Annotated in this window: 26 protein-coding genes; 5 read left to right on the forward strand and 21 right to left on the reverse strand. The window is 71.8% G+C overall.

The genetic code is table 11. The features are described from left to right. Nucleotides 1-36: 36 nt before the first annotated feature. From BLQ62_RS06250 to BLQ62_RS06260, 3 genes are all read left to right on the forward strand, one after another. The gene (locus BLQ62_RS06250) at nucleotides 37-945 is read left to right on the forward strand and encodes a DoxX family protein (protein WP_068532865.1); all 909 of its coding nucleotides are present in this window, start codon (nucleotides 37-39) and stop codon (nucleotides 943-945) included. Nucleotides 946-1,014: 69 nt separating this feature from the next. Next, on the forward strand, nucleotides 1,015-1,353 hold the full coding sequence (locus BLQ62_RS06255) for a hypothetical protein (protein ID WP_068566676.1): 339 nt from the start codon (nucleotides 1,015-1,017) through the stop codon (nucleotides 1,351-1,353). Nucleotides 1,354-1,572: 219 nt separating this feature from the next. Beyond that, nucleotides 1,573-1,872 (forward strand): MerR family transcriptional regulator, encoded by a 300-nt coding sequence (locus tag BLQ62_RS06260; RefSeq protein ID WP_068532864.1) that lies wholly within the window; start codon nucleotides 1,573-1,575, stop codon nucleotides 1,870-1,872. 3 nt (nucleotides 1,873-1,875) lie between these two features. Here BLQ62_RS06260 and BLQ62_RS06265 read toward each other — a convergent pair whose 3' ends face one another. Genes BLQ62_RS06265 through BLQ62_RS06280 form a run of 4 tightly spaced genes read right to left on the reverse strand, consistent with a single transcriptional unit; the run spans nucleotide 1,876 to nucleotide 7,973 of the window. Next, nucleotides 1,876-2,604 carry a lytic transglycosylase domain-containing protein gene (locus BLQ62_RS06265; protein WP_068532863.1) on the reverse strand — a complete coding sequence of 243 codons (729 nt, stop codon included), beginning with the start codon at nucleotides 2,602-2,604 and terminating at the stop codon, nucleotides 1,876-1,878. Between the two features lie 43 nt (nucleotides 2,605-2,647). Then, nucleotides 2,648-3,610, reverse strand: coding sequence for a nucleoside triphosphate pyrophosphohydrolase (locus tag BLQ62_RS06270; RefSeq protein ID WP_082756624.1), 963 nt, complete (start codon nucleotides 3,608-3,610; stop codon nucleotides 2,648-2,650). Further along, nucleotides 3,607-7,260: a transcription-repair coupling factor gene (gene mfd, locus BLQ62_RS06275; RefSeq protein ID WP_068532858.1), complete on the reverse strand. Its 3,654-nt coding sequence runs from the start codon at nucleotides 7,258-7,260 to the stop codon at nucleotides 3,607-3,609. The genes BLQ62_RS06270 and mfd overlap by 4 nt, the downstream gene beginning before the upstream one ends. Nucleotides 7,261-7,313: 53 nt before the next feature. Next, the gene (locus tag BLQ62_RS06280) at nucleotides 7,314-7,973 is read right to left on the reverse strand and encodes a TetR/AcrR family transcriptional regulator (protein ID WP_068532854.1); all 660 of its coding nucleotides are present in this window, start codon (nucleotides 7,971-7,973) and stop codon (nucleotides 7,314-7,316) included. Between the two features lie 70 nt (nucleotides 7,974-8,043). Here BLQ62_RS06280 and BLQ62_RS06285 point away from each other — a divergent pair, with 70 nt between their 5' ends. Further along, complete coding sequence (locus BLQ62_RS06285; protein WP_068566674.1) at nucleotides 8,044-8,430, forward strand: DUF1761 domain-containing protein; 387 nt, start codon at nucleotides 8,044-8,046, stop codon at nucleotides 8,428-8,430. A 43-nt stretch (nucleotides 8,431-8,473) separates the two neighbouring features. Here BLQ62_RS06285 and BLQ62_RS06290 read toward each other — a convergent pair whose 3' ends face one another. Continuing rightward, nucleotides 8,474-8,788, reverse strand: coding sequence for an AzlD domain-containing protein (locus BLQ62_RS06290; RefSeq protein ID WP_068533690.1), 315 nt, complete (start codon nucleotides 8,786-8,788; stop codon nucleotides 8,474-8,476). Continuing rightward, nucleotides 8,785-9,441, reverse strand: a complete 657-nt coding sequence (locus BLQ62_RS06295; RefSeq protein WP_231857645.1) for an AzlC family ABC transporter permease — start codon at nucleotides 9,439-9,441, stop codon at nucleotides 8,785-8,787. Before BLQ62_RS06295 ends, BLQ62_RS06290 begins: the two co-directional genes overlap by 4 nt. An 84-nt stretch (nucleotides 9,442-9,525) precedes the next feature. Between BLQ62_RS06295 and BLQ62_RS06300 the strand changes: the two genes are divergently transcribed. Then, nucleotides 9,526-10,077 carry a helix-turn-helix domain-containing protein gene (locus tag BLQ62_RS06300; protein ID WP_068532849.1) on the forward strand — a complete coding sequence of 184 codons (552 nt, stop codon included), beginning with the start codon at nucleotides 9,526-9,528 and terminating at the stop codon, nucleotides 10,075-10,077. 13 nt (nucleotides 10,078-10,090) lie between these two features. On the opposite strand, the gene BLQ62_RS06305 is transcribed toward BLQ62_RS06300, so the two are convergent. From BLQ62_RS06305 to BLQ62_RS06375, 15 genes are read right to left on the reverse strand one after another with little or no spacing between them, the layout of a single operon-like run. Then, entirely contained in the window at nucleotides 10,091-10,711 is a 621-nt protein-coding gene (locus BLQ62_RS06305; RefSeq protein WP_082756692.1) for a TetR/AcrR family transcriptional regulator, read from the reverse strand. A 50-nt stretch (nucleotides 10,712-10,761) separates the two neighbouring features. Then, nucleotides 10,762-11,079 carry a hypothetical protein gene (locus BLQ62_RS06310; RefSeq protein WP_068532843.1) on the reverse strand — a complete coding sequence of 106 codons (318 nt, stop codon included), beginning with the start codon at nucleotides 11,077-11,079 and terminating at the stop codon, nucleotides 10,762-10,764. Between the two features lie 15 nt (nucleotides 11,080-11,094). Next, on the reverse strand, nucleotides 11,095-12,612 hold the full coding sequence (gene nuoN, locus BLQ62_RS06315) for an NADH-quinone oxidoreductase subunit NuoN (protein ID WP_082756621.1): 1,518 nt from the start codon (nucleotides 12,610-12,612) through the stop codon (nucleotides 11,095-11,097). Then, nucleotides 12,609-14,081, reverse strand: a complete 1,473-nt coding sequence (locus BLQ62_RS06320; protein ID WP_068532839.1) for an NADH-quinone oxidoreductase subunit M — start codon at nucleotides 14,079-14,081, stop codon at nucleotides 12,609-12,611. The genes nuoN and BLQ62_RS06320 overlap by 4 nt, the downstream gene beginning before the upstream one ends. Then, nucleotides 14,078-15,955 (reverse strand): NADH-quinone oxidoreductase subunit L, encoded by a 1,878-nt coding sequence (gene nuoL / locus BLQ62_RS06325; protein ID WP_068566668.1) that lies wholly within the window; start codon nucleotides 15,953-15,955, stop codon nucleotides 14,078-14,080. The genes BLQ62_RS06320 and nuoL overlap by 4 nt, the downstream gene beginning before the upstream one ends. A gap of 3 nt (nucleotides 15,956-15,958) precedes the next feature. Next, nucleotides 15,959-16,258 (reverse strand): NADH-quinone oxidoreductase subunit NuoK, encoded by a 300-nt coding sequence (gene nuoK / locus BLQ62_RS06330; protein ID WP_068532832.1) that lies wholly within the window; start codon nucleotides 16,256-16,258, stop codon nucleotides 15,959-15,961. Beyond that, the gene (locus tag BLQ62_RS06335) at nucleotides 16,255-17,028 is read right to left on the reverse strand and encodes an NADH-quinone oxidoreductase subunit J (RefSeq protein ID WP_068566666.1); all 774 of its coding nucleotides are present in this window, start codon (nucleotides 17,026-17,028) and stop codon (nucleotides 16,255-16,257) included. The genes nuoK and BLQ62_RS06335 overlap by 4 nt, the downstream gene beginning before the upstream one ends. Continuing rightward, nucleotides 17,025-17,528: an NADH-quinone oxidoreductase subunit NuoI gene (gene nuoI / locus BLQ62_RS06340; protein ID WP_068566664.1), complete on the reverse strand. Its 504-nt coding sequence runs from the start codon at nucleotides 17,526-17,528 to the stop codon at nucleotides 17,025-17,027. Before nuoI ends, BLQ62_RS06335 begins: the two co-directional genes overlap by 4 nt. Next, nucleotides 17,521-18,837, reverse strand: coding sequence for an NADH-quinone oxidoreductase subunit NuoH (gene nuoH, locus BLQ62_RS06345; RefSeq protein ID WP_068566662.1), 1,317 nt, complete (start codon nucleotides 18,835-18,837; stop codon nucleotides 17,521-17,523). The genes nuoI and nuoH overlap by 8 nt, the downstream gene beginning before the upstream one ends. Next, entirely contained in the window at nucleotides 18,834-21,176 is a 2,343-nt protein-coding gene (locus BLQ62_RS06350) for an NADH-quinone oxidoreductase subunit G (RefSeq protein ID WP_068566660.1), read from the reverse strand. Before BLQ62_RS06350 ends, nuoH begins: the two co-directional genes overlap by 4 nt. Next, entirely contained in the window at nucleotides 21,173-22,513 is a 1,341-nt protein-coding gene (gene nuoF / locus BLQ62_RS06355; RefSeq protein ID WP_414929915.1) for an NADH-quinone oxidoreductase subunit NuoF, read from the reverse strand. The genes BLQ62_RS06350 and nuoF overlap by 4 nt, the downstream gene beginning before the upstream one ends. Then, on the reverse strand, nucleotides 22,510-23,232 hold the full coding sequence (gene nuoE / locus BLQ62_RS06360; RefSeq protein ID WP_068566658.1) for an NADH-quinone oxidoreductase subunit NuoE: 723 nt from the start codon (nucleotides 23,230-23,232) through the stop codon (nucleotides 22,510-22,512). The genes nuoF and nuoE overlap by 4 nt, the downstream gene beginning before the upstream one ends. Beyond that, complete coding sequence (locus BLQ62_RS06365) at nucleotides 23,229-24,518, reverse strand: NADH-quinone oxidoreductase subunit D (protein WP_068566656.1); 1,290 nt, start codon at nucleotides 24,516-24,518, stop codon at nucleotides 23,229-23,231. The genes nuoE and BLQ62_RS06365 overlap by 4 nt, the downstream gene beginning before the upstream one ends. Next, a complete protein-coding gene (locus tag BLQ62_RS06370; protein ID WP_068566654.1) occupies nucleotides 24,515-25,237 on the reverse strand; it encodes an NADH-quinone oxidoreductase subunit C in 723 nt (240 codons plus the stop codon). The genes BLQ62_RS06365 and BLQ62_RS06370 overlap by 4 nt, the downstream gene beginning before the upstream one ends. After that, a complete protein-coding gene (locus BLQ62_RS06375) occupies nucleotides 25,234-25,788 on the reverse strand; it encodes a NuoB/complex I 20 kDa subunit family protein (protein ID WP_068532808.1) in 555 nt (184 codons plus the stop codon). Before BLQ62_RS06375 ends, BLQ62_RS06370 begins: the two co-directional genes overlap by 4 nt. Nucleotide 25,789 lies beyond the last annotated feature (1 nt).

Genomic DNA, 25,789 nt, shown 5'->3' on the forward strand with positions numbered 1-25,789 from the left:
GCACCTTCCGTGAACCGATGACGATGGGAACTGGACATGATTCGACGTATCGCACGACCCCTACTCGGATCGGTCTTCGTCTACACCGGGTACACCGGTCTGACGAGCGACCCGGGGCGTAAGGCCGAGACCGTCGCACCGCTGGTGGACAAGGCCACCGAGGCGCTGCCCGATTCGCCGGTGGTCCCCACCGACGCCCGGACCTGGGTGCGGATCAATTCGGGCATCCAGCTCGGCGGCGGTCTGCTGCTCGCCACGGGTCGCGTTCCCCGCGTGGCCTCGCTCGCACTCGCCGGCACCCTCGTGCCGTCGACGGTGCTCGATCACCCGTTCTGGGCGCAGAGCGAGCCCGAGGCGCGGCGCGAGCAGCAGCTGCACTTCGTGAAGAACCTCTCGCTGCTCGGCGGCCTGCTCATCGCCGGCTTCGACACCGAGGGCCGCCCCGGCCTCGGCTGGCGCGCACGGCGCGCAGCCGAGCGGGCGTCCGACCGGGTCAGCGAGGCGATCGGGTCCGGTGACGACTCGCCCACCTGGCATGATCGCGCGCACGCGGCGCAGGAGTACGGTGCCGCCGCGGTCGAGAAGGCCAAGCCCGCGATCGTGGGCGCGGTCGACAAGGCCGGCCCGGCGATCACCGACGCCGCCGACAAGGTCAAGCCCGCCCTGTCCGACGCGGTCGACCGGGCACGCCCGGTGCTGACAGATGCGGCGGACCGCGCGCGGCCCGTCCTCGCCGACGCCGCGGACCGCGCACGCCCCGTGTTGGCCGATGCGGCGGAGACCGCCTCCGACCTGTTGGGCGCCGCGAGTGAGAAGCTGCACGCCTTCCGGGAGGACGCGGCCGACGGCGCCGACTCGGCGGCGCGCACCGTCCGCCGCAAGGCGCCGGCGCTCGTCGAGCGGGCGCGTGCGGTCAAGGACGCGGCGGTCGCCGAGCGGAAGTAGCCGGTCACGTAGCCTGGGGACGCGCGACCGGCATCCCGGCCGCGGCAGGTCGAGAGAAGCGAGTCGCGCGTGCCCCGTAGGCCTGAATTCACCGGGCGGTACACCGATGCCCTGCATGCGCTGGAGGTCTCCACGCAGCGCTCGGCGCGCGTGGAGAATCTCGGCGGCCAGTACGCGTTGCGCGTCGATTTCGAGCTCGGCCGGTACCTGCTGGCGACCAACACCGACACGGTGGTCGGCCTCGCCGACGACGATGCCGGCGCGCCCTGGCGGGTCCGCTTCTTCGACGGTGCCCTCGATGACGGTGCGTCCGTGGTCGTCGCGGATCGTTCCGCGGCGTGGCTCATCGACGCCTACGACGCCGCCGTGGGGGATCTGCCTCCGATGGCCGAGGTTCCGCACAGCTGACGAGCACCGTCGTGCCGGGGACGCTGCCGAAACCTCCGAACGCTGCCGACCACCGGCAGCGTTGACGGAAGTCGGCAGCGTTTCCCGGCCGCTGCCCGCGGGTTCGGCGGGGCGCGTCCACCGGGCGCCGGGCAGGATCTACACTTCGGAAGACAGGTTTTCGCCCACGGGCGGCACACGAAACCCCGGTGCCGCGCTCGGGCTCGAAGGAGGAGTGCGATGACGGAGTCCCATCGCGTGCGCTCCGACCTCGGCGTCTACAGCATCTCCGTCGCCTCCGAGCTCTCGGAGGTCGGCCTGCAAACGCTGCGCCTGTACGAGAGGCGCCAGCTGATCCGGCCGCAGCGCACCGCCGGTGGCACGCGCCGCTACAGCGAGGACGACATCACCCGCATCCGGCGGATCACCGAACTCGTGGCCACCGGCGTCAACCTCCCCGGCGTCGACCGCATCCTGGCCCTCGAGGACGAGTGCGCCGAGCTGCGGACGCAGCTCGAACTCTGCCGCTCCGCGCAGTAGCCGTCAGGGCTGGACGTTCACCGAGTACGCGGCAGCGGCGTCGCGCACGTCCAGCACGTACTTGCGCGACTGGTTGTAGACCATCACGGCCTTCTCCCAGCCCCGGGCCGTGGTCAGGTCCTTGCCCGAGACGCACAGGTACCGCGCCGCGGTCATCGCGGCGTCGTCGATGTTGTCGGGGTCGGCCCGGCCGTCCCCGTTGGCATCCACGCCGAAGCGCTTCCAGGTCTCGGGGATGAACTGGAACGGGCCCATCGCCGCGTCGAAGGTGGCGTTCGGCCGGTGCGGGTCGGTCCCCGTCGCCCGGATCTCCATGTTGCCGTTCGTCCCGTCCAGGGGCACGCCGCGGATGGGCGGCGAGACCTTCCCGTCCGGGGCGACCGTGGCACCGTGATAGGTGCCGTGCTTGCTCTCGATGAACGCGATCCCGGCCAGGGTGGTCCAGGAGATACCGCACTCGGGGGTGCGCTGGCGCAGGGCCTCGGCCGCGTTGCCGTACGCCTCCAGCGAGATCACCGGGATGCCGGTGGCCACGCTGATCGGTGTGGCCCAGTCGCGCAGCAGGTCGGAGGTGCGTCCGGGGCCGTTGACATTGATGTACGGCACGGGCGCGCCCGCGCCGGGCGGGATGCCCTGCGGGATCTCGGGGCGCGGTTCGAGCGCACCGCACCCGGCGAGCACCGTCGACGCGACGCCGACGACGATCGCCGCGCGCATGCGGGAACTGACCATGACCTTGCCGTGAACTCTCTCGAGGGAACTTCGGGACGCGATCTCAACGTCCGGGCTGTGCCTCGGGGTTCCCGGCGTGACCGTCGCCCCAGGCGGTGACCCACGATTCTACCCCGCTCGACGCCATCACGGCCTCGGCCTCGCGCACCCGGTCCATGAACGCCAGCACGCGCTGCCGGTAGTCCAGTTCGTACCGCGCGTCCGTCTCCGTCGGGTCGACGGTGACGGTGCGCAACTCCTCCGGCACGAGCTCGGCGGGGAAGCCGGCGCCGCGCAGCCGCTCGAAGACCTTCGCCACCAGGGCCAAAGCGGGCTGGCCGAGCGAGATCGAGTCGAGGACGGAGGCGCGGTCGCCGCGTTCGAGCCGCTTCTGTCGCTCCCAGTTCTCGGCCTGTGTCGCCACGTCGACCTCGGCACCGTCGGCGAGATGCGGCGTGCGCCGGCGCACCTTGGCGGACAACGTGCGGGCCACGGCGTCGATGCCGAAGGGGTGCGCGCCCTCCTCAGCGATCCGGGCGTGGAACACGACCTGCAGGAGCAGGTCGCCGAGCTCGCTGCGCAGTTCGGCCGCGGCGGCGGCCCCGCCCTCGGGATCGTCGAGTGCGGCGACGGCGTCCGCCACCTCGTACGTCTCCTCCACCAGGTAGCGCAGCAGGCTCGCGTGGGTCTGGTCCGACTCCCACGGCCCCTCGCGGCGCAACCGGTCGATGAGGGCGACGGTGTCGAGCACCGCCAGCCCCGCGGGACGGGGTGCGCCGATCAGATCGGCGCCGGCCGCGCGCAGGGCCGCGGCCGTGGGATGCGTCTCGTCGGAGGTGAGCAGGGTCGCCCCGGTGGGCACGTCCGCGCCGAGGGCGGGCCGCCCGTCGGGCAGGTGCCACGCCAGCCGCACCGGAAGCTCCTCGGTGTAGTACACCGGCCCCGTCAGCCGCTCGAGCGCCGCGACGGGCAGCAGTGTGGGCAGCGCGGGGTTGAGCAGCACGACGGTGCCGCGCGCCTCGGTCACGGCGCCTCCGCGGTCGCCAGGGCGCGGGGCGGCTGGTCGAGGCGCCAGTAGCCGGCGCCCTTCCCGTCCATCGCGGCGAGGAAGTCCGCCACCGCCTGCAGCACCTCGATGTCGCGGACGCGCTCGCTGCCGATGCCGCCCCCGCCCACACGGGGCAGGGGGATGGTGACGGTGCGGGTGGCCGCGCGGTACGAGCCGCCCGGGTACAGGCGCTTGAGCCGCATCTGCTGCGAGTCGAGCAACTCCAGCGGCGAGATCCGCAGATTCGTTCCGGTCACGGTGATCTCGGTGACGCCGGCGGCGCGGGCCAGCGACCGCAGCCGCGCGATCGCCGCGAGCCGCTCCACTTCGACCGGCGGCGGTCCGTAGCGGTCGGTGAGCTCGGTGAGCACCTCGGCGACGGCCGCGTCGTCGTGCGCCGCGGCCAGCTTGCGGTAGGCCTCCAGGCGCAGCCGGTCGCTGGTGACGTAATCGGGCGGGATGTGCGCGTCCACCGGCAGGTCGATGCGCACCTCCTTCTGCTCCTCCGGCACCGTGATCGGCTTACCGTCGGCGGCGGCGCGGTAGGCCTCGACCGCCTCGCCGACCAGCCGTACGTACAGATCGAAGCCGACACCGGCGACGTGACCGGACTGCTCGGCACCGAGAACGTTACCGGCGCCGCGGATCTCGAGGTCCTTCATCGCCACGGCCATGCCGGCGCCGAGATCGTTGTTCTGCGCGATGGTCGCGAGCCGGTCGTAGGCGGTCTCGGTGAGCGGCTTCTCGGCGGGGTAGAGGAAGTAGGCGTAGCCGCGCTCGCGGGAGCGGCCCACGCGGCCGCGCAGCTGGTGCAGCTGGCTCAGGCCCAGGTTCTCGGCGCGCTCCACGATGAGGGTGTTCGCGTTCGAGATGTCCAGGCCCGTCTCGACGATGGTGGTGCACACCAGCACGTCGAACTCGCGGTTCCAGAACCCCTGCACCGTGCTCTCGAGCGCCTCCTCGCCCATCTGCCCGTGCGCCACCACGACGCGGGCCTCGGGCACCAGGTCGCGGATGTGCTTGGCGGCCTTGTCGATCGAGCTGACGCGGTTGTGGATGTAGAAGACCTGGCCGTCGCGCAGCAGCTCACGACGGATGGCGGCGGCCACCTGCTTGTCGTCGTAGGCGCCGACGTAGGTGAGCACGGGGTGCCGCTCCTCGGGCGGGGTGAGGATGGTGGACATCTCGCGGATGCCCGCCATGCTCATCTCCAGTGTGCGGGGGATCGGGGTGGCGCTCATGGTGAGCACGTCGACGTTGGTGCGCAGCGCCTTGATGTGCTCCTTGTGCTCGACGCCGAAGCGCTGCTCCTCGTCGACGATGACCAGCCCCAGGTCCTTCCACCGCACGCCCGTCTGCAGCAGCCGGTGGGTGCCGACGACGACGTCGACACTGCCGTCGGCGAGACCGTCGAGGACCTGGCGGGTCTCGAGCTTGTCGGTGAAGCGGGACAGGCCCTTGACGGTGACGGGGAAGCCCTGCATGCGCTCCTGGAAGGTCTTCAGGTGCTGTTGGGCGAGGAGCGTCGTGGGCACGAGGACGGCGACCTGCTTGCCGTCCTGCACGGCCTTGAAAGCCGCCCGCACCGCGATCTCCGTCTTGCCGTAGCCCACGTCGCCGATCACGACGCGATCCATCGGGACCGGCTTCTCCATGTCGGCCTTCACGTCCCCGATGACCGTCATCTGGTCGATGGTCTCGGTGAAGGGGAAGGCGTCCTCCATCTCGCGTTGCCACGGCGAGTCCGGCGCGAAGGCGTGGCCGGGTGCGGCGTTGCGCGCCGCGTAGAGCTGCACCAGCTCGCCGGCGATCTCGCGAACGGCCTTGCGGGCCTTGCGCTTGGTGTTCTGCCAGTCGCTGCCGCCCATCTTGGACAGCGCGGGCATCTCGCCGCCCACGTACCGGGAGAGCTGGTCGAGGGACTCCATCGGCACGAAGAGCTTGTCGCCGGGCTGGCCGCGCTTGCCCGGCGCGTACTCGATCACCAGGTACTCGCGCCGCGCACCGGCGACGGTGCGCTCGATCATCTCCACGAACTTGCCGATGCCGTGCTCGTCGTGCACCACCAGGTCCCCGGCGGTCAGGGCCAGCGGGTCGACCTGGTTGCGGCGCTTGGCGGGCAGCCGCCGGCCGTCGCCGACACCGGCGACCCGGTTGCCCGTGAGGTCGGGCTCCGCGAGCAGCACGAGCTTCTCGGCCGCGATGGTCAGGCCGGTCTGCAGGCTGCCGCGGAGCACGCCGACGGTGCCCGGCTGCGGGGCGGCGCCCGCGTCGAGCTCGACGGCCGGGACCTCGGCGTCGCGCAGGCGCTCCATGATCCGGGCCCGGGTGCCCTGGCCCGCGACCACGATCACGCCGGTACCGCCGGATGCGGCGTGCGCGCGCAGGGTGGCGAACAGCTTCTCCGCCTCGGCCTCGGAACCCCGTGGGGCGGGGGCGTGTTCGGCGTGGACGATCAGCTGGTCGTCGCCGGTCTCGGGCCCGGCCGCGAGCGGGGAGACGGTCCACCACGGGCGGCCGCGGTCGGAGACGGAGGCGTGCACCTCGTCGAGCGGGCGGTAGGCGCTGGCGCCCAGGTCGATCCCCGTCGGATCGAGCGGCGCCGCGGAGCCCAGCGCGGCCGCGGTCCACGACGCCTCGAGGAACTCCTGGCCGGTACGGCCGAGATCGGCTGCGCGGGTGCGGATCTTCTCGGGATCGAGCAGCAGGGTGTGCGCATCCGCGGGGAGCACGTCGGTGAGCAACTGGAGATCGCCCGGGATGAGCGCGGGGATCAGCGCCTCCATGCCCTCCACCGGAATGCCCTGGGAGAGCTTCTCCAGCATCTCCGCGAGCGCGGCATCGGACTCGTGCTGGGACTTGAGCACCGCGGCGCGCTCGCGGACCTCGGGGGTGAGCAGCAGCTCGCGGCAGGGGTAGACGTGCACCGTACCCACCTCGACCTCGGGCTGCGAGCGTTGGTCGGCCACGGAGAAGGCGCGCAGATCGGTGATCTCGTCGCCGAAGAACTCCACGCGCACAGGCAGATCCGTGGTGGTGGGGAAGACGTCGAGGATGCCGCCGCGCACGGCGAACTCACCGCGCTTGCCCACCATGTCGACCCGCGTGTAGGCGAGCTCCACGAGGGTCTCGATGAGCTCGTCGAAGTCGTGCTCGAGGCCCTCGCGCAGCGTGATCGACGGTGCGTCGCCCAGCCCGGGGGCCATCGGCTGCACCAGCGAGCGGACCGTCGCCACCACGGCGCGCAGCGGCGCGCCGTACTCGGCGTCGTCGGGGTGCGCGAGGCGGCGCAGTACCTGCAGGCGCCGTCCGACGGTGTCGGCACCGGGGGACAGACGCTCGTGCGGCAGGGTCTCCCAGCTCGGGAACTGGGCGACGGCGTCCTCCCCGAGCATCTCCTGCAGCTCGGAGGAGAGGTCGTCGGCCTCGCGACCCGTGGCCGTGACGACGAGGACGGGGGCGCGATCGGCGAGCGCCGAGACCAGGAAGGGCCGGGCACCGTCGACCGCGGTGACGGTGAGGTCGGGCCTGCCCGCGGCCCCCGCGAAGGCGGCGACGTCCGGATCGGCGGCGACGGCCCTGGTCAGTCCGGAAAGGGCCGGGGCGGGGAAGGCAACGACGTCAGGCACCGAACCAGTGTATTGGCGCGGTCCGACACGTGCCGACGGACCCGAGTGCCGCTTCAGCCGCCGGAGCCCGACGGTGCGTACCGCGCCAGGAAGGTGGTCACCGCCTCGTCGGCGACCGCGTTCGATTCCTCCTGCGTACAGCCCGCGCGACCACCCGTGAGCGTGAGCCGGTTCAGCGGCGCGGCGAGGGTCAGCCAGGTGAATTGCTCGGCCGCGGCGGCGGGCCGGTCGATGCGCAGGAGGCCGCGGGCGGCGAGATGGGCGAGTGCGTCGGCGAGTAGGGACTGGTTGCGGTCCCAGCTGCGCCGCACGTAGTCCTCGGCGACATCGGGGAAGCGGTGCGCCTCCGCGGCCACCAGCGTGCGCATGCGGAGGACCGGGCTGCTGAGGACGCCCGCCTGCAGGATGCCGGCGAGTGCGCGCAGTCCCTCCTCGGCGTCCTCGGTCGCCATCAGCGCGTCCAGGTGCGGGCGCATCGCGTCGCGGCCGCGGTCCACCCAGTCCCGGACGACCGCCGCGTACAGATCGTCCTTCGAGGGGTACTGCCGGTAGAGGGTCTGTTTGGAGATCCGCGCAGCAGCGGCGACGGCGTCCATCGTGGCGCCCGCGAACCCCCGGTCGAGGAACAGGTCCCGGGCGATGGCGAGCAGGTCGGCGCCGCCCCGGCCGCCGGGTCGGCCGCGGGGCCGCGGAGTCTCGGATGAGCTGTCCATGCCTGAAATAGTACTGGACAGTACTCGTGCGACGTCGTAGAGTACTAGTTGGTACTAAAAGGAGGACGCCATGATCGTCGCAGGTATCGTCGTCGCCGCCCTCGCGGCATTCGTACTCAGCTCGGTCTACTACGTGCTGCTCTCTCCGGTGGAGCAGCGCGCGCTCGGCGACCGCGCGCTCGACCGGGGGAAGCCGGGGCCGGCGAAGATCGTCGCGGAACTGCTCCGCACGGCGATCGTCGCCGCCGGTTTCGCGTGGATCGTCGACCGGTCCGGGTTCCTGTCACTCCCCGGCGCCCTCGTGCCGGCCGTGGTGCTCTGGGTCGCGTTCCCGCTGGTACTGCTGACCGGCTCGATCATCTGGGAGCGGGTGCCCTGGCAGACGGCCGCGATCCACGCGGGGGACTGGCTGCTCAAGCTGGTGCTGATCGCGATCGTGCTGGGCCTGCTCCACTGAGGGGTCGCACGCGGCGCGCGGTACGGCGGGACCGGCCAGTCGTTCACGCGACTTCGAGCGCGCGCAGTGCGGCTGTCGTCGCGCCTGCGACGATGATGACCAGCGGGAGCGGCGCGCGGCGCCAGGCGAGCACGCCCGCCGCAGCAACGCCGCAGACGCGGGCGAGACCCGCGAACCCACCGTCGGAGGTGATCGCGGCGGTCGCCGCGACCCCCGCGAGGAGCGTCAGCGCACTGGTGTCGATGGCTCGTCGGGTCGCGGCGCTCGGGGTGAACCGGTCGGCCAGCATCGGGCCGACGGCGCGGAAGACGAAGGTGAGTGCGGCGAGCGCCGCGCCGGCCCCGAGGAAAGCGGTCACGGCCACCGCCCCATCGCGACGCGCAACACGGGGAGCGCAAGGAGTGCGAGGACGGGGGCGAGGCCGGCCGGAGCCCACGGCGCGGCGGTCAGGGCCAGGACCGCGCCGAGAGCCAGGGGGCGGCGGGGCGCGGCCTCCCTGAGTGCGGGGATAATCAGAGCCAGGATCACTGCGGGGAACACGGCGTCGAGTCCCAGTGCGTCCGGATCCACGATCGACCCGAGCGCGGCACCTGCGGCCGCGCCCAACGGCCAGGCGAGTGCGATGCCGGCGCCCGCGTACGTCAGTCCTCGTCGGCCCGCCGCCACGTCGGGCTGCGCGAGCGCGAGTGCGACGGATTCGTCGTTGATGAGGTGGAAGCGTGCGATCCTCGCCGCACCGGTGCCCAGGTACGGCGCTGCGGCGAGTCCGTACGGCACGTGACGCACGTTCACCAGCGCGCCGGCGGCGAACGCGAGTAGAGGTGATCCGCCGGCGGCGAGCAACCCGACGAAGAGCATCTCGGAGGACGCCGCGAGCACGGTGACCCCGAGGAGTGGCGCGAACCACCAGGGCAGGCCCGCCGCCACTGTCTGGGCTCCGTACGCCAGGCCCACGCACAGCACGGCGAAGGACAGCAATGCCGCCGGCCGGACCAAGGGGTCCAGCTCCATTGTTCGCCGCACCGTACGCATGTCCAATAGGATGAACTCGTTGGAAGTGTTCGTCAAGTCGAACGATGGGAGTGTGAACCGAACATGTCGAGTGTGCCGATCATGGCGATCGCCGCGGGGATCCAACGTGAACGGGCCGCAGCGGGCTGGAGTATGGCTGAGCTGGCACGCCGGGCGGGCATCGCCAAATCGACGCTGTCCCAACTCGAGGCCGGTACGGGCAATCCCAGCGTCGAGACGCTGTGGGCGTTGGCGACTGCGCTCGGGGTGCCCTTCGCGCGGCTGCTCGGAGGCGGCGAGGTGGAGGTGACGGTGGTCCGGGCCGACGAAGGAGCGACGGTGCCGTCCGACTCCGCCGCGTACGCCGCGACGCTGCTCACCGCGTCACCGCCGGGAGTGCGTCGCGACGTCTACCGCATCGACGCCTCGCCGGGATCGCGGAGGGACTCGGCGGCGCACGTTCCCGGCACCGTCGAACACGTCCTGCTGTGCAGCGGCGAGGCCCTGGCCGGACCCGCGGACCGCCCGGTGACGCTCGCGCCGGGCGACTTCATCACCTACCCGGGCGACGCGCCCCACGTCTTCGAGGCCCTCGTCGCGGGAACCCGTGCGGTGCTCGTCAGCGAACAGCGCTGACCGGGCTGGGCGACTAGGCGGGCTGGTCGCCCTCGCCCAGTTGACTGGGCTCGATCGCGACGGGGTTCTCCTTGAGGCCGATGAGGCCGTACCAGGAAAGATTGACGATGTGGGCGGCGACGGCCTCCTTGGGCGGCGTGCGCACCTCCAGCCACCATTGGGCCGTCATCGCGACCATTCCGACCAGCGCCTGCGCGTACAGCGGCGCGAGCTCGGGGTCGAGGTTCTTGCTCTGGAACTCGCCCTCGAGGTGGTTCTCCACCTGGCTCACCAGATCGTTGAGCAGCGTCGAGTACCCGCCGGAGTGCTCGGCCGAGCTGTTGCGGGTGAGGATGCGGAAGCCGTCGGCGCGCTCCTCCACGTAGGTCAGCAGAGCCAGCGCGATCTGCTCGATCCGCGTCTTCGACCGGTCCTCGAGCATGGCGCGGGAGAAGACCTCGAGGACCATCTCCATCTCGCGGTCCACGACCACCGCGTAGAGACCCTCCTTGCCGCCGAAGTGCTCGTAGACCACGGGCTTGGAGACGCCCGCCTTCGCGGCGACCTCCTCGATGGTCGCCGCCTCGTAGCCGCGGTCGGCGAAGACGGAGCGCGCGGTGTTGACCAGCTGGTTGCGGCGCTCGGCGGCCGTCATCCGCTTGCGGACGGGCGCGCCCGCCTCCTTACGGGCCTTCGACGACGCCGTCACGGCGCGTCCGGCCGGCCGGAACCGGGTGCGGCGTCACCGTCGTCGTTCGGCGCGGCCTCCGCCTGCGCGGCTGCGACCTGGGCCCGGTAGGCCGCCTCGGCCTTGTCGTGCTGCGCCTTGATGAAGCGGCTCGCGAAGATCAGGCCGACGAAGAACAGCAGCTCGAAGACGATCGCGGCCACGTACAGCACGCGGGCCGTCGTGGTGGTCGCATCGGTGAGCCGCCAGATCAGCACGCCGAGCACCAGCAGCAGCACTGCGCCCATCGACTTCAACTGCAGGCCGTTGCTGAACGGAAGCGGCTTGTCACTCATGAGTGACGATTCTACTTATCGGCCGCGGAACACCGTGAGATCGGCGAACAGGTCCAACAACGGCTGCGGGAACACGCCGAGCGCGAGCACCGCCGCGATCCCCAGGGCGATCGCGAATCCGGTGAGCGGGTCCACACGCGGCACGTCGGGAGCGAACTCGTGGGCGGGCGCGAAGTACATCGTCATCAGCACGCGGAGGTAGAACACCGCGGCGAGCGCACTGGCGAGCACGCCGACGACGACGAGCCCTCCGCCGCCCTGCTGCGCCGCCGCGGCGAAGACGGCGAACTTCCCGGTGAATCCGCCGGTCAGCGGTATCCCGGCGAAGGACAGCAGGAACAGCGCCATCGCTCCCGCCAGCAGGGGACGCGAGCGGCCCAGCCCGGCCCACCGCTCCAGGTCGGACACCTCGACGGTGCCGCCGTCGGGCCTCGTCTCCCGCACGGCCGCCGCCACGGCGAACGCGCCGACCGTGCTCAGTCCGTAGACCGCCAGGTAGAAGCAGACCGCCCCGGTCCCGCGGACGGTCCCCGCGAAGACGCCGATCAACAGGAAGCCCGTGTGCGCGATCGCCGAGTACGCCAGCATCCGCTTCACGTCGTTCTGGGTGACCGCGATGACGGAGCCGACCAGCACTGTGACCACCGCGACCGCGGCGATCACGGGCCGCCAGGGCACGTCGCGGAAGGCGACCAGGGTGAGGCGCACGAGCACGCCGAACGCCGCGATCTTCGTGGCCGCCGCCATGAACGCGGTGACCGGCGTCGGCGCGCCCTGGTAGACGTCGGGCACCCACGAGTGGAAGGGCACGGCGCCGACCTTGAACAACAGCCCCACGCCGATCAGCGCGGCGCCGATCGTGCCGAGCACCGCGTCCTGGGGCGCGGCCGTGATCGACGTGGAGCCCGTCGCGGCGAACCGCAGCGCGATGCCGAACAGCAGGATCGCCGAGCTGAACGCGCCCAGCAGGAAGTACTTCAGCGCCGCCTCGAGCGGGAGCAGCCCGCGCCGTTTGGCCAGCGCGCACAGCAGGTACAGGGGCAGCGAGAAGACCTCGAGAGCGACGAACAGCGTCAGCCAGTCCTGCGCCGAGACGAAGGCCAGCATGCCGCCGAGCGCGAACAGCGTCAGCGGCACCGCCTCCGTGTGCGTGAGCGAGTCGTAGCGCGCCACCATCAGTGCCAGCGCGGGCAGCGTGGAGATCAGCAGCAGGCCTTGCAGTGCGAGTGAGAGGCCGTCGTCGGCGACCGACCCGGCGAGGACGGCGCGCGGTCGGGAGCCGGTGTCGGCGAGCACCGCCACGGCGATCAGCGCGGCCACCACCGCGCCCCCGCCGATGACCGCGTGGGCCTTCGCCCGGATCCCGGCGGGCGCGAACGACTCCACGAGCACTCCCACGATCGCCGCGGCGAAGACGATGATGGCGGGCGCGATCTGCGAGTACTCGATGTGCGGCGCCGGGAGCGCAGCGAGCGGGCCGAGCGGTTGCGGCGCTGGGAGCGCGGCGAGAGGGCCGAGTGGTTGCGGGTTCATCGGGCGACCTCCGCGACCGTGGGCGAGACCGACGGATTGATCGCGTCCAGCGCGGGCCCGGGGAAGAAGCCCAGCACGAACAGGCCGACCACCAGCGGTACCAGTACGAGGAGCTCGTGCGGCCGCGCATCGTCGACGGTGCGTTCCACGGCCTCCGGCACCGGGCCGGTGAACATCCGCTGGTAGGTCCACAGCACGTACATCGCCGAGAGCACCAGGGCGAGAACGGAGATCACCGCGGCGACGGCCCACCGCGGGTACGTGCCGACCACGACGAGCAGCTCGGAGACGAACGGGCCGAGGCCCGGGAGCGAGAGCGTCGCGAGCCCGGCGAGGAGGAAGATCGCGCCCAGCTTCGGCGCCCGTGACCAGGCGCCGCCGAAGTCGCCGATCCGGCGGCTCCCGCGCCGGGCCACCAGGACCCCGGCGACGAGGAACAGCGCGGCGGTGGCGACGCCGTGGTTGACCATGTAGAGCACCGATCCCGCCTGGGAGTCGCCGGTGCGGGCGAAGACGCCGAGGATGATGAAGCCGAAGTGGCTGATCGAGGTGTATGCGATGAGCGACATCACGTCGGACTGTCCGATCGCGAGGATCGCGCCGTAGACGATCCCGATCACGGCCAGCGCCGCGACCCACGGCGCGAACCGGGCCGCCGCGTCGGGGAACAGGGTCAGGCAGTAGCGGAGCATCGCGAAGGTGCCCACCTTGTCGACGATCGCCATCATCAGTACGGCCGTCGGGGGATTGGTCTGCACAGCAGCGCCCGGCAGCCACGTGTGCAGCGGCCACAGCGGCGCTTTCACCGCGAAGGCGAACAGGAAGCCCAGGAACATCAGGTCCTGCCCGATCCCGGGGCCGGGGCGGGCACCGTCGAGCAGGGCCCGTAGGTCGAACGTTCCGGCGGTGGCGTACACCCCGACCACCGCGGCCAGCATGACCAGGCCTCCGGCGAGGTTGTAGAGCAGGAACTTCAACGCCGCGTGCGTGCGGAGCCCGCGGTCGCTGCCGGTGCCGCCGAAGCCGGCCAGCAGGAAGTACAGGGGGATCAGCATGGCCTCGAAGACCAGGTAGAACAGCAGCACGTCGGTGGCGACGAAGCTGACGAGTACCATCGCCTCGACGGCCAGCGTGAGCGCGACGTACGTGCCGCCCCGCTCGGTGGACGCCTCCCGCCAGCCGGCGAGCAACAGGACCGGCAGCAGTGCGGCGGTGAGCAGCACCAGCACCAGCCCGGTGCCGTCCAGGCCGAGGCGGTATCCGGCCCCGAACGACGGTATCCAGGAGTGCGATTCGACGAACTGGAAGCCGCCGGCGGGGTCGAAGGCCACCGCCAGCCCGATGCCGATCACGAGCGCCACGAGCGCGGCCGCGAGCCCGATCCAGCGTGCCGCGCGGGGCAGTGCGGCGGCGGCCACGGCGCCGATCGCGGGCGCCGCCCACAGCAGCGTCAGCCACGGCCCGGTCATGAGAGCCACACGGCGGCGGCGCCGATGAGCACCGCCGTCCCGGCCAGCATCGTCAGCGCGTAACTGCGGGCGTACCCGGTCTGCGAGCGTCGCAGCAGGAGCGATCCGAGGTGCACGCCTGCGGGGATCGCGTCGACGGCACCGTCGATACCCGTCCGTTCGGCCACGAGCAGGGCGTTCGTGGCGGCCTGCCCGGGCCGCTGGAAGACGGCCTCGTTGAGGGCGTCCCCGTAGAGGTCGCGCCGTGCGGCGCGGGTCAGGGCGCTCACCGCCGACGGTGCCTCCACGGGCACGGTCCGCGTGACTCGGACCGCGACAGCCACGCCGACCGCGACCGCGCCGAGCACGAGCAACGTGACCGCCCAGGCGGGAATCGCGTGGTGCGCTTCGGGCGCGGATCCGACAGCGGGAGCGAGGAAGTCCGCGAGCGTGCCGCCGATCACCAGGAGCGCGCCCGCCCCGATGCTGCCGAGGGCCAGCACCACCATGGGCGCCGTCATCACGCGCGGCGACTCGTGCGGATGCGTGCCCGCGCGCCAGCGGGGCCTGCCGAAGAAGGTCAGCACCATCACCCTCGTCATGTAGAAGCCGGTGATCCCCGCGCCGAGGATCGCCGCCCCGCCCAGGACGACACCCCAGAATCCGCCGCGGCCCAGCGCGGCCTCGATGATCCCGTCCTTGGTGAAGAAGCCCGACAACGGCGGGACGCCGATGATGGCGAGGTAGCCGAGCCCGAAGGTGATCGCGGTGACCGGCATGAGCTTTCCGAGACCGCCGTAGCGGCGCATGTCGGTCTCGTCGTTCATCCCGTGCATGACCGAGCCGGCGCCGAGGAACAGCCCGGCTTTGAAACAGCCGTGTGCCAGCAGGTGCGCGATCGCCAGGGCGTAGCCGGCGGGGCCGAGCCCGGCGGCGAGCACCATGTAGCCGATCTGGCTCATGGTCGACGCGGCCAGGGCCTTCTTGATGTCGTCCTTCGCGCAGCCGATCACCGCGCCGAAGAGCAGCGTCACCGCGCCGACCGCGAGCACGAAACCCTGTGCCACGGGCGCTGCCTCGAAGACGGGGCCGGTGCGCACGATGAGGTAGACGCCCGCGGTGACCATCGTCGCGGCGTGGATGAGCGCGGAGACGGGGGTGGGGCCCTCCATCGCGTCGCCGAGCCAGCTCTGCAGGGGCACCTGCGCGGACTTCGCGCACGCCGCCAGGAGCAGCAGGAGCCCGAGCCAGGTCAGCGTGCCTTCACCGGCCTCACCGGCGTGCGGCAGGAACTCGCCGAAGGTCGTGGTGCCGAAGGTCGTCAGGGTGACGGCCACCGCCAGCGCCAGGCCCATGTCGCCGACGCGGTTGACGATGAAAGCCTTCCGGGCGGCGGTCGCCGCCGCCGGCTTGTGCTGCCAGAATCCGATGAGCAGGTAGGAGGCGAGACCGACGCCCTCCCAGCCGAGGTAGAGCACGACCAGGTCGTCGGCGAGAACGAGCACCAGCATCGCGCCGAGGAACAGGTTGAGGTAGCCGAAGAACCGCCGCCGTCCGGGATCGTCCGCCATGTACCCGATCGAGTAGACGTGGATCAGCGTGCCCACGCCCGTGATCAGCAGGGCGAAGCACACCGACAGCTGATCGAGCCGCAGGGCCAGGTCCACCGAGAGGTCGCCGCCCGAGAACCAGTGGTAGAGCACGGTGCTCACGGAACGATCGGCGGTCTCGCGCCCCAGGAGCAGCACGAACGCGACGACCGCCACCACGAAGGAGAGAGCCGCGACCGCGGTCCCGAGCAGGTGCCCCCAGGTGTTGGTGCGGCGCCCGCCGAGCAGCAGGGCCGCCGCTCCGGCGAGGGGGATCAGCGGCAGTGCCGCGAGGAGTCCGGTCACGTCTCACCGCCTCAGCAGGTGCGGTTCGTCGACGGACACGGACCGCCGGACCCGGAAGATGGCGATGATGATCGCGAGTCCGACCACCACCTCGGCGGCGGCCACGACCATCGTGAAGAAGGCGAGCACCTGCCCCTGCGGCACGGCGTGCATCCGGCCCGCGGTGACCAGCGCCAGGTTGGCGGCGTTGAGCATCAGCTCGACGCACATGAACACCACGATCGCGTTGCGGCGCAGCAGCACCCCGGCGGAGCCGATCGCGAACAGCAGCGCCGCGAGGTACAGGTACAGGTGCGGGTTCACGGCGAGACCTCCTCGTCGCGGAGTGCGTGCGGGAGCTCGTCGTCGAGCGAGGGCGCGCGATCGGGCAGCGCTCGCCGCTCGCCGGGCACGCGCGGGGTGAGCGTGTGGTTGACGGAGTCGAGGGCGGGCGAACCGTCGGGCAGGCGGGCCGGCAGGTCGACCGCGTTGCCGAGGGCGTAGACGCCGGGGTTGGGCAGCGGCGTGGCGCGCCGGCCCTCGCGGAACCGGCGGATCGACTGCTCGCGCTGGCTCAGCGCCGTCGCCAGCTTCTCGCGGTGCGCGAGGATCATCGCGCCCAGCGTGGCGGTGATGAGCAGCGCCGCCGTGAGCTCGAAGGACCAGACGTAGCGCACGAAGACGGTGTCCGCCAGGGCCTCCACGGAGTTCGGGGGATACGTGCCCGACGGTGCCGCCGGGCCCGGCAGGGAGGCGCGGGCCACGAGGCCGATGAGCAGCAGCCCGAACCCGAGTCCCGCCGCGGCGGCGGCGATCCGGTGCCCGCGCAGCGTCTCGACCAGGGAATCGGAGGAGTCGACGCCGACCAGCATGACCACGAACAGGAACAGCATCATCACGGCACCGGTGTAGACCACCACCTGCACCACGCCGAGGAAGGTCGCGCCCTGCGCGATGTAGGCGACGGCGAGCAGGATCATGGTGGCCGCCAGGCACAGCGCCGAGTAGACGGCCTTGGAGGCGAGCACGACGCCGAGCGCGAACAGCACCGCGGGCACGGCCACGATCCAGAACGCCCACTCCTCCCCGGTCACGAGTCCACCTCGCCCCGGTAGTAGTCGGCGGCGGTGAGGCCCTCGCGCATCGCGTGCGGCGGAGGCACCTCGCCCTCGTGCAGCGGCGCGAGCAGATCGTCCTTGTCGTAGATCAGGGCGCCGCGGTCGCGGTCGGCCATCTCGTAGTCGTCGGTCATCGTCAGCGCGCGGGTCGGGCAGGCCTCCACGCACAGGCCGCAGCCGATGCACCGCAGGTAGTTGATCTGGTACGTCCGGCCGTACCGCTCGCCGGGGGAGTAGCGCTCCTCCTCGGTGTTGTCGGCGCCCTCCACGTAGATGGCGTCCGCCGGGCAGCTCCACGCGCACAGCTCGCACCCGATGCACTTCTCGAGCCCGTCGGCGTACCGGTTGAGCTGGTGCCGACCGTGAAAGCGCCCGGCGACGGGCGAGGGCTGCTCGGGGTAGTTCTCAGTGACCGGCTTGCTGAACATGGTGCGCAGGGTCACGCCGAACCCGGCGAGGCCGAGGGGATCAGCCATGGGACGCCTCCTTCGCGTGGGCCTCGCTCGGCAGGGCTCGCCGGGCGGGCTCGGACGGGTACTGGCCCGGCAGGGGCGGCACCGGGAAGCCGCCGGCCATCGGGTCGAAGGGCAGGGAGAAGGTTTCCGGATCCGGCCCGGGGTCGGGTGCCTTCTGCCGACGGTGCCGCGCCACCAGGACGGCGAGTACGGCGAGTGTGAAGAGCAGCGAGACCACGGGGGCCAGCACCGTCGTCGCGTGCCCGGCGAGCGCCCAGGCCTGGACGGCCCCGGCCACGAGCACCCACGCCAGCGCGGTCGGGATGAGTAGTTGCCAGCCGAACCGCATGAACTGGTCGTAGCGCAGGCGCGGCAGCGTGGTGCGCAGCCAGATGAAGGCGATCAGGAAGCACCACACCTTGCCGACGAACCACAGCACGGGCCACCACCCGGAATTCGCGCCGTCCCACAGGTTCAGCGGCCACGGAGCGTGCCAGCCGCCGAGGAACAAGGTGGTCGCGAGCGCGGAGACGGTGGTCATGTTGACGTACTCCGCGAGCATGAACATGGCGAACTTCAGCGAGCTGTACTCGGTGTGGAAGCCGCCCACCAGCTCGCCCTCGGCCTCGGGCAGATCGAACGGGGCGCGGTTGGTCTCGCCGACCATGGAGACCACGTAGACGACGAACGACGGGAGCAGCAGGAAGACGTACCAGGTGCCCTCCTGCCGGGCGACGATGCCGGAGGTGGCCATGGTGCCCGCGTACAGGAAGACGGCGGCGAAGCTCAGGCCCATCGCCACCTCGTAGCTGATCACCTGCGCTGTGCTGCGCAGGCCGCCGAGCAGTGGGTAGGTGGAACCGGAGGACCAGCCCGCGAGCACGATGCCGTACACGCCGATGCTGGTGATCGCGAGGATGTAGAGCACCGCCACCGGAAGGTCCGTGAGCTGCAGGGGCGTCCACGTCCCGAACACCGAGACCTGCGGTCCGAAGGGGATCACGGCGAAGGCCATGAAGGCGGGGATCGTCGCGATGATCGGCGCGAGCAGGTAGACGGGCTTGTCGACGCCCGCAGGCGTGATGCCCTCCTTGAGCGCGAGCTTGATGCCGTCCGCGAGGGATTGCAGGATGCCGAAGGGGCCCAGCCGGTTCGGTCCGTACCGGTGCTGCATGCGGGCCATGACCTTGCGCTCGATGAGGATCGCGGCGAGGACCGTCAACACGAGGAACGCGAAGATCGCGACGGCTTTCGCCAGGACCAGCCACCACGGGTCGCGGCCGAAGGCGGAGAGGTCGACGGGGTCGTGGGGACCGAGGGCGGTGATCATCGCGCCACCCCGATCCCGACCACGGCGCCCCAGCCGACGCCCAGCGTCTCGGCGACGGTGCTGCCGGGCGAGTTCCGCGGTACCCACACCACGTGATCGGGCATGTCCGTGATCTCGAGAGGCAGGGTGATGGTGCCGCGATCGGTGGACAGGGAGACGGCGCTGCCGTCCGCGGCGAGGATCCCCGTCGCCGTGGCCGCCGACATCCGCGCGACGGGCGGCCGCGCGGTGGCGGCGAGATCCGGTTCGCCGTCCTGCCCGCGACCGAGGTCGAGCAGCTGCCGCCAGGTCGCGAGGACGGCCTCGCCGTCGCCGGGAGCGGCGACGGTGCCGGTGCGCCCGGTGACGGTCCGCCGGGGCTGCCGGACCGAGCCGAGGGCGCGGAGGGAGGCGGCAGCACCCTCGGTGTCGGTGAAGCCGAGATCGGCGCGCATCGCCTGGGCGAGGACGGCGAGCACGCGGGCGTCGGCGAGCGCGCCGGGGGTGGGGAGCGCCGCGCCGAACGGGCGCTCGCGTCCCTCCCAGGTGCGGAAGGTGCCCGCGCGCTGGGCCACCGTGGCGACCGGGAGGACCACGTCGGCTCGCGCGGTGACCTCGGACTCCCGCTGCTCCAGACTGACGACGAAGGCGGCGTCGAGAGCCCGTCGTGCCGCCCGCGGATCGGGCAGGTCACCGATGTCGACCGCTCCGCAGACCAGCGCGGGCAGCTCGCCCGCCGCCGCGGCGGCGAGGATCCCGGTGGTGTCGCGGCCGGGACCGTCGGGCAGCGTCACGCCCCAGTGCGCCTCGACGTCGATGCGGTGGGTGTGGTTGGTGGTGAGGCGGCCGCCGGGGAGCATGCCGGCGAGCGCGCCCGCCGCGACGGCGCCGGGCTCACCCGCACGGCGCGGGATCCACGCCAACCGCGCTCCGCTGCTCGCGGCCAGGGCGGCGGCTGCGGCGAGCGCACCGGGGGCCTCGGCGAGCCGCTCGCCGACGAGGATCACCGATCCAGGGGACGAGAGGCGCTCGGGGAGAGCGGGGTCCGCGAGGACGCCGGACTCGCCGCCGGGCACACAGGCGATCAGCTCGCCGCGCAGGCGGGACAGGCCTCGCGAGGCGAAGGGGGCGACGGAGAGCACCCGCGTGCGCCCGGCCCGCACGGCCTTGCGCAGCCGCAGGTGGACGATGGGTGATTCCTCCTCCGGCTCGAAGCCCGCGAGGAGCACGACGGGCGCGGTGTCGAGGTCGGCGTAGGTCAGCGCATCGATCGCGCCCGAGGCGAGGAACGTCGCCTCCTCCGTGCTGTGCGGGCGGATGCGGAAGTCGATGTCGTTGGTGTGCAGCGCGATACGTGCGAACGCGGAGTAGGCGTAGAGGTCCTCGACGGTGCCGCGTCCGCCGGCGAGCACGCCCGCCGCACGCCCCGTCAGGCCCCGCGCGGCGGCCGCGATGGCCTCGGGCCACGAGGCGGGGACGAGCACGCCGTCGGCGTCGCGGATCAGTGGGGTGCTCAACCGGTCCGGTTGCGTCGCATAGGTGAACGCCCAGCGGCCCTTGTCGCAGTTCCACTCCTCGTTGACCTCCGGGTCGTCGCCCGCGAGGCGGCGCAGCACCTCGCCGCGGCGGTGATCGATCCGCAGTGCACAGCCGCTGGCGCAGTGCTCGCACGCCGACGGCGTGGAGGTCAGGTCGAAGGGCCGGGCGCGGAACCGGTACGAGGTGTTCGTGAGCGCGCCGACGGGGCAGATCTGCACCGTGTTCCCGGAGAAGTACGAGTCGAGCGGCTGATCGCCTGCGACGCCCACCTGCTGCAGCGCGCCGCGATCCATGAGCTCGATGAAGTCGTCGCCGGCGATCTCGTCGGAGAAACGGGTGCACCGGGCGCAGAGCACGCAGCGCTCGCGGTCGAGCACGATCTCCGCCGAGAGCGGAATGGGTTTGGGGTAGGTGCGCTTGTCGGCGGACGGGAACCGGGATGTGGCCCGGCCGGCGGACATGGCCTGGTTCTGCAGCGGGCACTCGCCGCCCTTGTCGCACACCGGGCAGTCCAGCGGGTGGTTCACCAGCAGCAACTCCATCACGCTGCGCTGCGCGCCGGCGGCGGCCGCGGACGTGGCCTGGGTGCGCACGATCATGCCGTCGGTCACCGTCGTGGTGCAGGAGGCGAGGGGCTTGCGCTGCCCCTCCACCTCCACGAGGCACTGCCGGCAGGCGCCGGCCGGGGCGAGCAGCGGGTGATCGCAGAACCGCGGGATCGCGATGCCGAGCTGCTCGGCGGCGCGGATCACGAGAGTGCCCGGCGGGACCTCGATCTCGACACCGTCGATGGTGGCCCTGATGTTCTCCGGCGTGGTCATGCGGCACCTCCCGGTACCGGGGCCTCACGCATCGAGGCCGCGGGATCGAAGGGGCAGGCTCCCTCGGCGACGTGCCGCTCGTACTCCGCGCGGAAGTACTTCAGGGAGCTCTGGATCGGGCTCGCGGCGCCGTCGCCGAGCGCGCAGAAGGCCTTACCGAGCACGCCGTCCGCGACCTCCGCCAGCGTGTGAAGATCCTCCGCGCGGCCCTCGCCCTCCTCGAGCCGGCGCAGCAGTCGCACCAGCCAGTACGTGCCCTCGCGACACGGCGTGCACTTGCCGCACGACTCGTGCGCGTAGAACTCCAGCCAGCGCAGGACCGCCCGCACCACGCACACGGTGTCGTCGAAGATCTGCAGGGCCTTGGTGCCCAGCATCGATCCCGCGCCGGCGACGCCCTCGTAATCGAGCGGCACGTCCAGGTGCTCCGCGGTGAGCAGCGGTGTCGACGATCCGCCGGGGGTCCAGAACTTCAGCTCGTGGCCGGGGCGGACGCCACCGGCGAGCTCGAGCATCTCGCGGAGCGTGACGCCGAGCGCCGCCTCGTACTGGCCGGGCCGCACCACGTGCCCGGAGACCGAGTACAGGGTGAAGCCGGGCGACTTCTCGCTGCCCATCGTGCGGAACCACTGCGCGCCGCGCGTGAGGATCGCGGGCACGCTCGCGATCGACTCGGCGTTGTTCACGCACGTCGGCGAGGCGTAGAGGCCGGCGACCGCGGGGAACGGCGGACGCAGCCGCGGCTGTCCGCGGCGGCCCTCCAGGGAGTCCAGCAGCGCGGTCTCCTCGCCGCAGATGTAGGCGCCGGCGCCGCCGTGGACCACGAGATCGAGGTGGAAGCCGTTCCGGCCGAGCGGTTTGCCGAGGTAGCCCGCCGCGTACGCCTCGGCGACGGCGGCGCGCAGCCGTCGCTGCACCCCCAGCACCTCGCCTCGGACGTAGATGAAGGCCCGCTGCGCGCGGATCGCGTAGGAGGCGATGATGACGCCCTCGATGAGGGTGTGCGGCGTGGCGAACATGAGAGGCATGTCCTTGCACGTGCCGGGCTCGGACTCGTCGGCGTTGACCACCAAGTAGTGCGGCTTGTCGGCACCGGGCTTCGGGTCCTCGCCCTCGCGCAGCTGCGGGATGAAGCTCCACTTCAGGCCCGTCGGGAAGCCCGCCCCGCCGCGACCGCGCAGACCCGCGTCCTTGACGAGTTCGATCACCTCGTCGGGTGTCATGGCGAGCGCGCGGTCGAGTCCGGCGTAGCCACCGGCCGCGCGGTAGGAGTCGAGGGTCCAGGGCTCGGCATCGCCCCAGTGGGCGGAGAGCACGGGCGTCAGGTGTGCGGTCACGATTCCGCCTCCCGGGCGGCCTGGAGTCCGGCCAGCGTGGGCGCGCCACCCACGCCCGAGGCGGAGACGGCGCCGGGACGGTCGTCGTCGAATCCCGCCAGGAGCCGGGCGGTCTCGCGGAACGAGCACAGCGGTGCGCCGCGGGTGGGCGACGGGGGCCGCCCCTCGCGCAGCGCGTCCACCAGGGCGCGCGCACTCGCTACCGTCTGATCGTCGAAGAACTCCCAGTTGACCATGACGACGGGGGCGTAGTCGCACGCCGCGTTGCACTCGATCCGTTCGACGGTGACCTTCCCGTCCGGCGTGGTTGCACCGGGTGCGATCCCGAGATGCTCGCACAGCGAGAAGAGGATCGCGTCGCCGCCGAGGACCGCGCACAACGTGGTGGTGCAGACGCCCACGAGGTAGTCGCCGGTGGGGTTGCGCCGGTACATCGAGTAGAAGGTGGCGACGGCCACGACCTCCGCGGCGGTGAGGTCCAGGGCGGCGGCGCAGAACTCGATGCCGGCGGGAGTGATGTAGCCGTCTTCGGACTGCACCAGGTGCAGTAGTGGCAGCAGCGCGGACCGCTTCTCGGGGTACCGGGCGATGAGGTGCTCCGCGTCGGCGGTGAGGCGCTCCGCGACCTCCGCGGGGTACTCGGTGGCGGCGCCGGGCCGGTAGAGCTGCACGGACTCCTGCGGCCGCGCGCCGAATTCGAGGAAGACGGGCTCGCTCATCGGTCCACCCCTCCCATCACCGGGTCGATGCTGGCGACGGCGGCGATCACGTCCGAGACCATGCCGCCCTCGCACATCGCCGCCACCGCCTGCAGATTCGTGAACGACGGGTCCCGGAAGTGCACCCGGTACGGCCGGGTCCCGCCGTCGCTGACCGCGTGCACCAGGAGCTCGCCCCGGGGCGCCTCGACGGAGACCGCGACCTGGCCCGGGGGGACCGCGAAGCCCTCGGTGACCAGCTTGAAGTGGTGGATCAGCGATTCCATCGACTCGCCCATGATCTCCGCGATGTGGGCGCGCGAATTGCCCAGGCCGTCCGGGCCGACCGCGAGGTCGGCCGGCCAGCCCAGCCGGGCGTCGTCGACCATCACCGGTCCGGGGGCGAGCTTGTCGAGGCACTGCTCGACGATGCGCAGCGACTCGCTCATCTCCCGGACGCGGATCAGGTACCGGCCGTAGCAGTCGCAGCCGTTGTCTGCGATGACGTCGAACTCGTAGTCCTCGTAGCCGCAGTAGGGTTCGCTGCGCCGCAGGTCGTGTGGAAGGCCGGTGGAGCGCAGCACCGGGCCGGTGACACCGAGCGCCATGCACCCGGTGAGATCGAGGTAGCCGATGTTCTTGGTCCGGGCGATCCAGATCGGGTTCTCGGTGAGCATGGACGCCATCGAGGCCAGCTGTTTCGGCAGCGTCCGCAGCAGCTCGCGGATCTGCGGCACGGCTTCGTCGGGCAGGTCCGCGGCGACCCCGCCGGGGCGGATGTAGGCGTGGTTCATCCGCAGGCCGGTGATGGTCTCGAAGACGTCGAGGATCTGCTCGCGGATCTCGAATCCCTTGAGCATGGGGGAGACCGCGCCCAGTTCCATGCCGCCCGTGGCGAGGGCGACGAGGTGGCTGGTGATCCGGTTGAGCTCCATCATCAGTACGCGGATCACCGTCGCGCGCTCGGGGATCTCCTGGGTGACGCCGAGCAGCTTCTCCACCGCGAGGCAGTACGCCGCCTCGTTGAACAGCGGTGCCAGGTAGTCCATCCGGGTGACGAAGGTGGTGCCCTGAGTCCAGTTGCGGAACTCAAGGTTCTTCTCGATGCCGGTGTGCAGGAAGCCGATCCCGCACCGCGCCTCGGTCACCGTCTCGCCGTCGAGCTCGAGGATCAGGCGCAGCACCCCGTGTGTCGACGGGTGCTGGGGGCCCATGTTCACCACGATCCGCTCCTGGCCGATCGCATCGGCGGCGATGGCGTCCCAGTCGGAGCCCATCGCGGTGAACTCGCTGTAGTCGGTGGTCATGAGTACGACCTCCGGGTGTCGGGCGACGGGATCTCGGCGCCGTGGAACTCGACGCCGATGCCGCCGAGCGGGTAGTCCTTGCGCTGCGGGTGGCCCTCCCAGTCGTCCGGCATCTCGATCCGGGTGAGCGACGGGTGGCCGTCGAAGACGATGCCGAAGAAGTCGTAGGTCTCCCGCTCGTGCCAGTCGCTCGTCGGGTAGACCGGGAACAGCGACGGGATGTGCGGATCGGCGTCCGGGCAGGAGGTTTCGAGGCGCAGCCGGCGACCGTGGGTGATCGACTGCAGGTGGGTGACCGCCCGCAGCTCGGAGCCCGCATCGTCCGGGAAGTGCACCCCCGAGGTGCCCAGGCACATCTCGAAGCGCAGCGCCGGGTCGTCGCGCAGCAGCCGCGCCACGGCCACCACGTGCTCGCGCGGCACGCGCAGCGTCACCTCGCCGCGGTGGACCACGACGGCGTGCACCGCATCGTCGAACGCGGGAGCGCCGCCGGTCCCCGTCAGTGCATCGCACAGGCGCGCGAGCACCCCGTCGTAGCCCTCGGGCACGGGCTCCTCGCCGGGCCCGGGCATGACCACGGGGCGGGTGATCCGCCCGTAGCCGGAGGTGTCGCCGGTGCCGCCGCTGAACATGCCGGTCCGGGTGCGCACCACGTCGGGCTGCGGCGCAGCGGGTTCGACGGTGCCGCCGGGCTCGGGCAGGTCGGGGGAGTCCGTCATCGCAGCAGGCCCTTGAACTCGATGGTGGGCCGGGAGGCCAGAGCGGCCTCCTCCGCCGCGCGGCGGGCGGCCTCGCGGTTGACGCCCATCGGCGTCTGGCCGACCTTCTCGTGCAGGGCGATCAGCGCGTTGAGCAGCATCTCCGGGCGGGGCGGGCAGCCCGGCAGATAGATGTCCACCGGGACCACGTGATCGACGCCCTGCACCACGGCGTAGTTGTTGAACATGCCGCCAGAGCTGGCGCAGACACCCATGGCCAGTACCCATTTCGGCTCGGCCATCTGGTCGTACACCTGCCGCAGGACGGGCGCCATCTTCTGGCTGACGCGGCCCGCGACGATCATCAGGTCGGCCTGGCGCGGCGAGGCGCGGAAGGCCTCCATCCCGAAGCGGGCGATGTCGAACCGGGGGCCGGTGGTGGCCATCATCTCGATGGCGCAGCACGCCAGGCCGAAGGTGGCCGGCCACAGTGATCCCTTCCGGGCGTACCCCGCGACCACCTCGAGCGTGGAGAGCAGGAATCCGCCCGGGACCTTGTCCTCTACGCCCACG

This window comes from Tsukamurella pulmonis, from assembly GCF_900103175.1.
Taxonomy (GTDB): Bacteria; Actinomycetota; Actinomycetes; order Mycobacteriales; family Mycobacteriaceae; genus Tsukamurella; species Tsukamurella pulmonis.

Bases quoted from the DNA above. Each gene is read 5' to 3' on its own strand.
- BLQ62_RS06250 (WP_068532865.1), top strand. From the start codon at position 37: ATGATTCGACGTATCGCACGACCCCTACTCGGATCGGTCTTCGTCTAC.
- BLQ62_RS06260 (WP_068532864.1), top strand. From the start codon at position 1,573: ATGACGGAGTCCCATCGCGTGCGCTCCGACCTCGGCGTCTACAGCATC.
- BLQ62_RS06265 (WP_068532863.1), bottom strand. From the start codon at position 2,604: ATGGTCAGTTCCCGCATGCGCGCGGCGATCGTCGTCGGCGTCGCGTCG.
- BLQ62_RS06280 (WP_068532854.1), bottom strand. From the start codon at position 7,973: ATGGACAGCTCATCCGAGACTCCGCGGCCCCGCGGCCGACCCGGCGGC.
- BLQ62_RS06285 (WP_068566674.1), top strand. From the start codon at position 8,044: ATGATCGTCGCAGGTATCGTCGTCGCCGCCCTCGCGGCATTCGTACTC.
- BLQ62_RS06295 (WP_231857645.1), bottom strand. From the start codon at position 9,441: ATGGAGCTGGACCCCTTGGTCCGGCCGGCGGCATTGCTGTCCTTCGCC.
- BLQ62_RS06300 (WP_068532849.1), top strand. From the start codon at position 9,526: ATGTCGAGTGTGCCGATCATGGCGATCGCCGCGGGGATCCAACGTGAA.
- BLQ62_RS06305 (WP_082756692.1), bottom strand. From the start codon at position 10,711: ATGACGGCCGCCGAGCGCCGCAACCAGCTGGTCAACACCGCGCGCTCC.
- BLQ62_RS06310 (WP_068532843.1), bottom strand. From the start codon at position 11,079: ATGAGTGACAAGCCGCTTCCGTTCAGCAACGGCCTGCAGTTGAAGTCG.
- nuoN (WP_082756621.1), bottom strand. From the start codon at position 12,612: ATGAACCCGCAACCACTCGGCCCTCTCGCCGCGCTCCCAGCGCCGCAA.
- BLQ62_RS06320 (WP_068532839.1), bottom strand. From the start codon at position 14,081: ATGACCGGGCCGTGGCTGACGCTGCTGTGGGCGGCGCCCGCGATCGGC.
- nuoI (WP_068566664.1), bottom strand. From the start codon at position 17,528: ATGGCTGATCCCCTCGGCCTCGCCGGGTTCGGCGTGACCCTGCGCACC.
- nuoH (WP_068566662.1), bottom strand. From the start codon at position 18,837: ATGATCACCGCCCTCGGTCCCCACGACCCCGTCGACCTCTCCGCCTTC.
- BLQ62_RS06350 (WP_068566660.1), bottom strand. From the start codon at position 21,176: ATGACCACGCCGGAGAACATCAGGGCCACCATCGACGGTGTCGAGATC.
- nuoE (WP_068566658.1), bottom strand. From the start codon at position 23,232: ATGAGCGAGCCCGTCTTCCTCGAATTCGGCGCGCGGCCGCAGGAGTCC.
- BLQ62_RS06365 (WP_068566656.1), bottom strand. From the start codon at position 24,518: ATGACCACCGACTACAGCGAGTTCACCGCGATGGGCTCCGACTGGGAC.
- BLQ62_RS06370 (WP_068566654.1), bottom strand. From the start codon at position 25,237: ATGACGGACTCCCCCGACCTGCCCGAGCCCGGCGGCACCGTCGAACCC.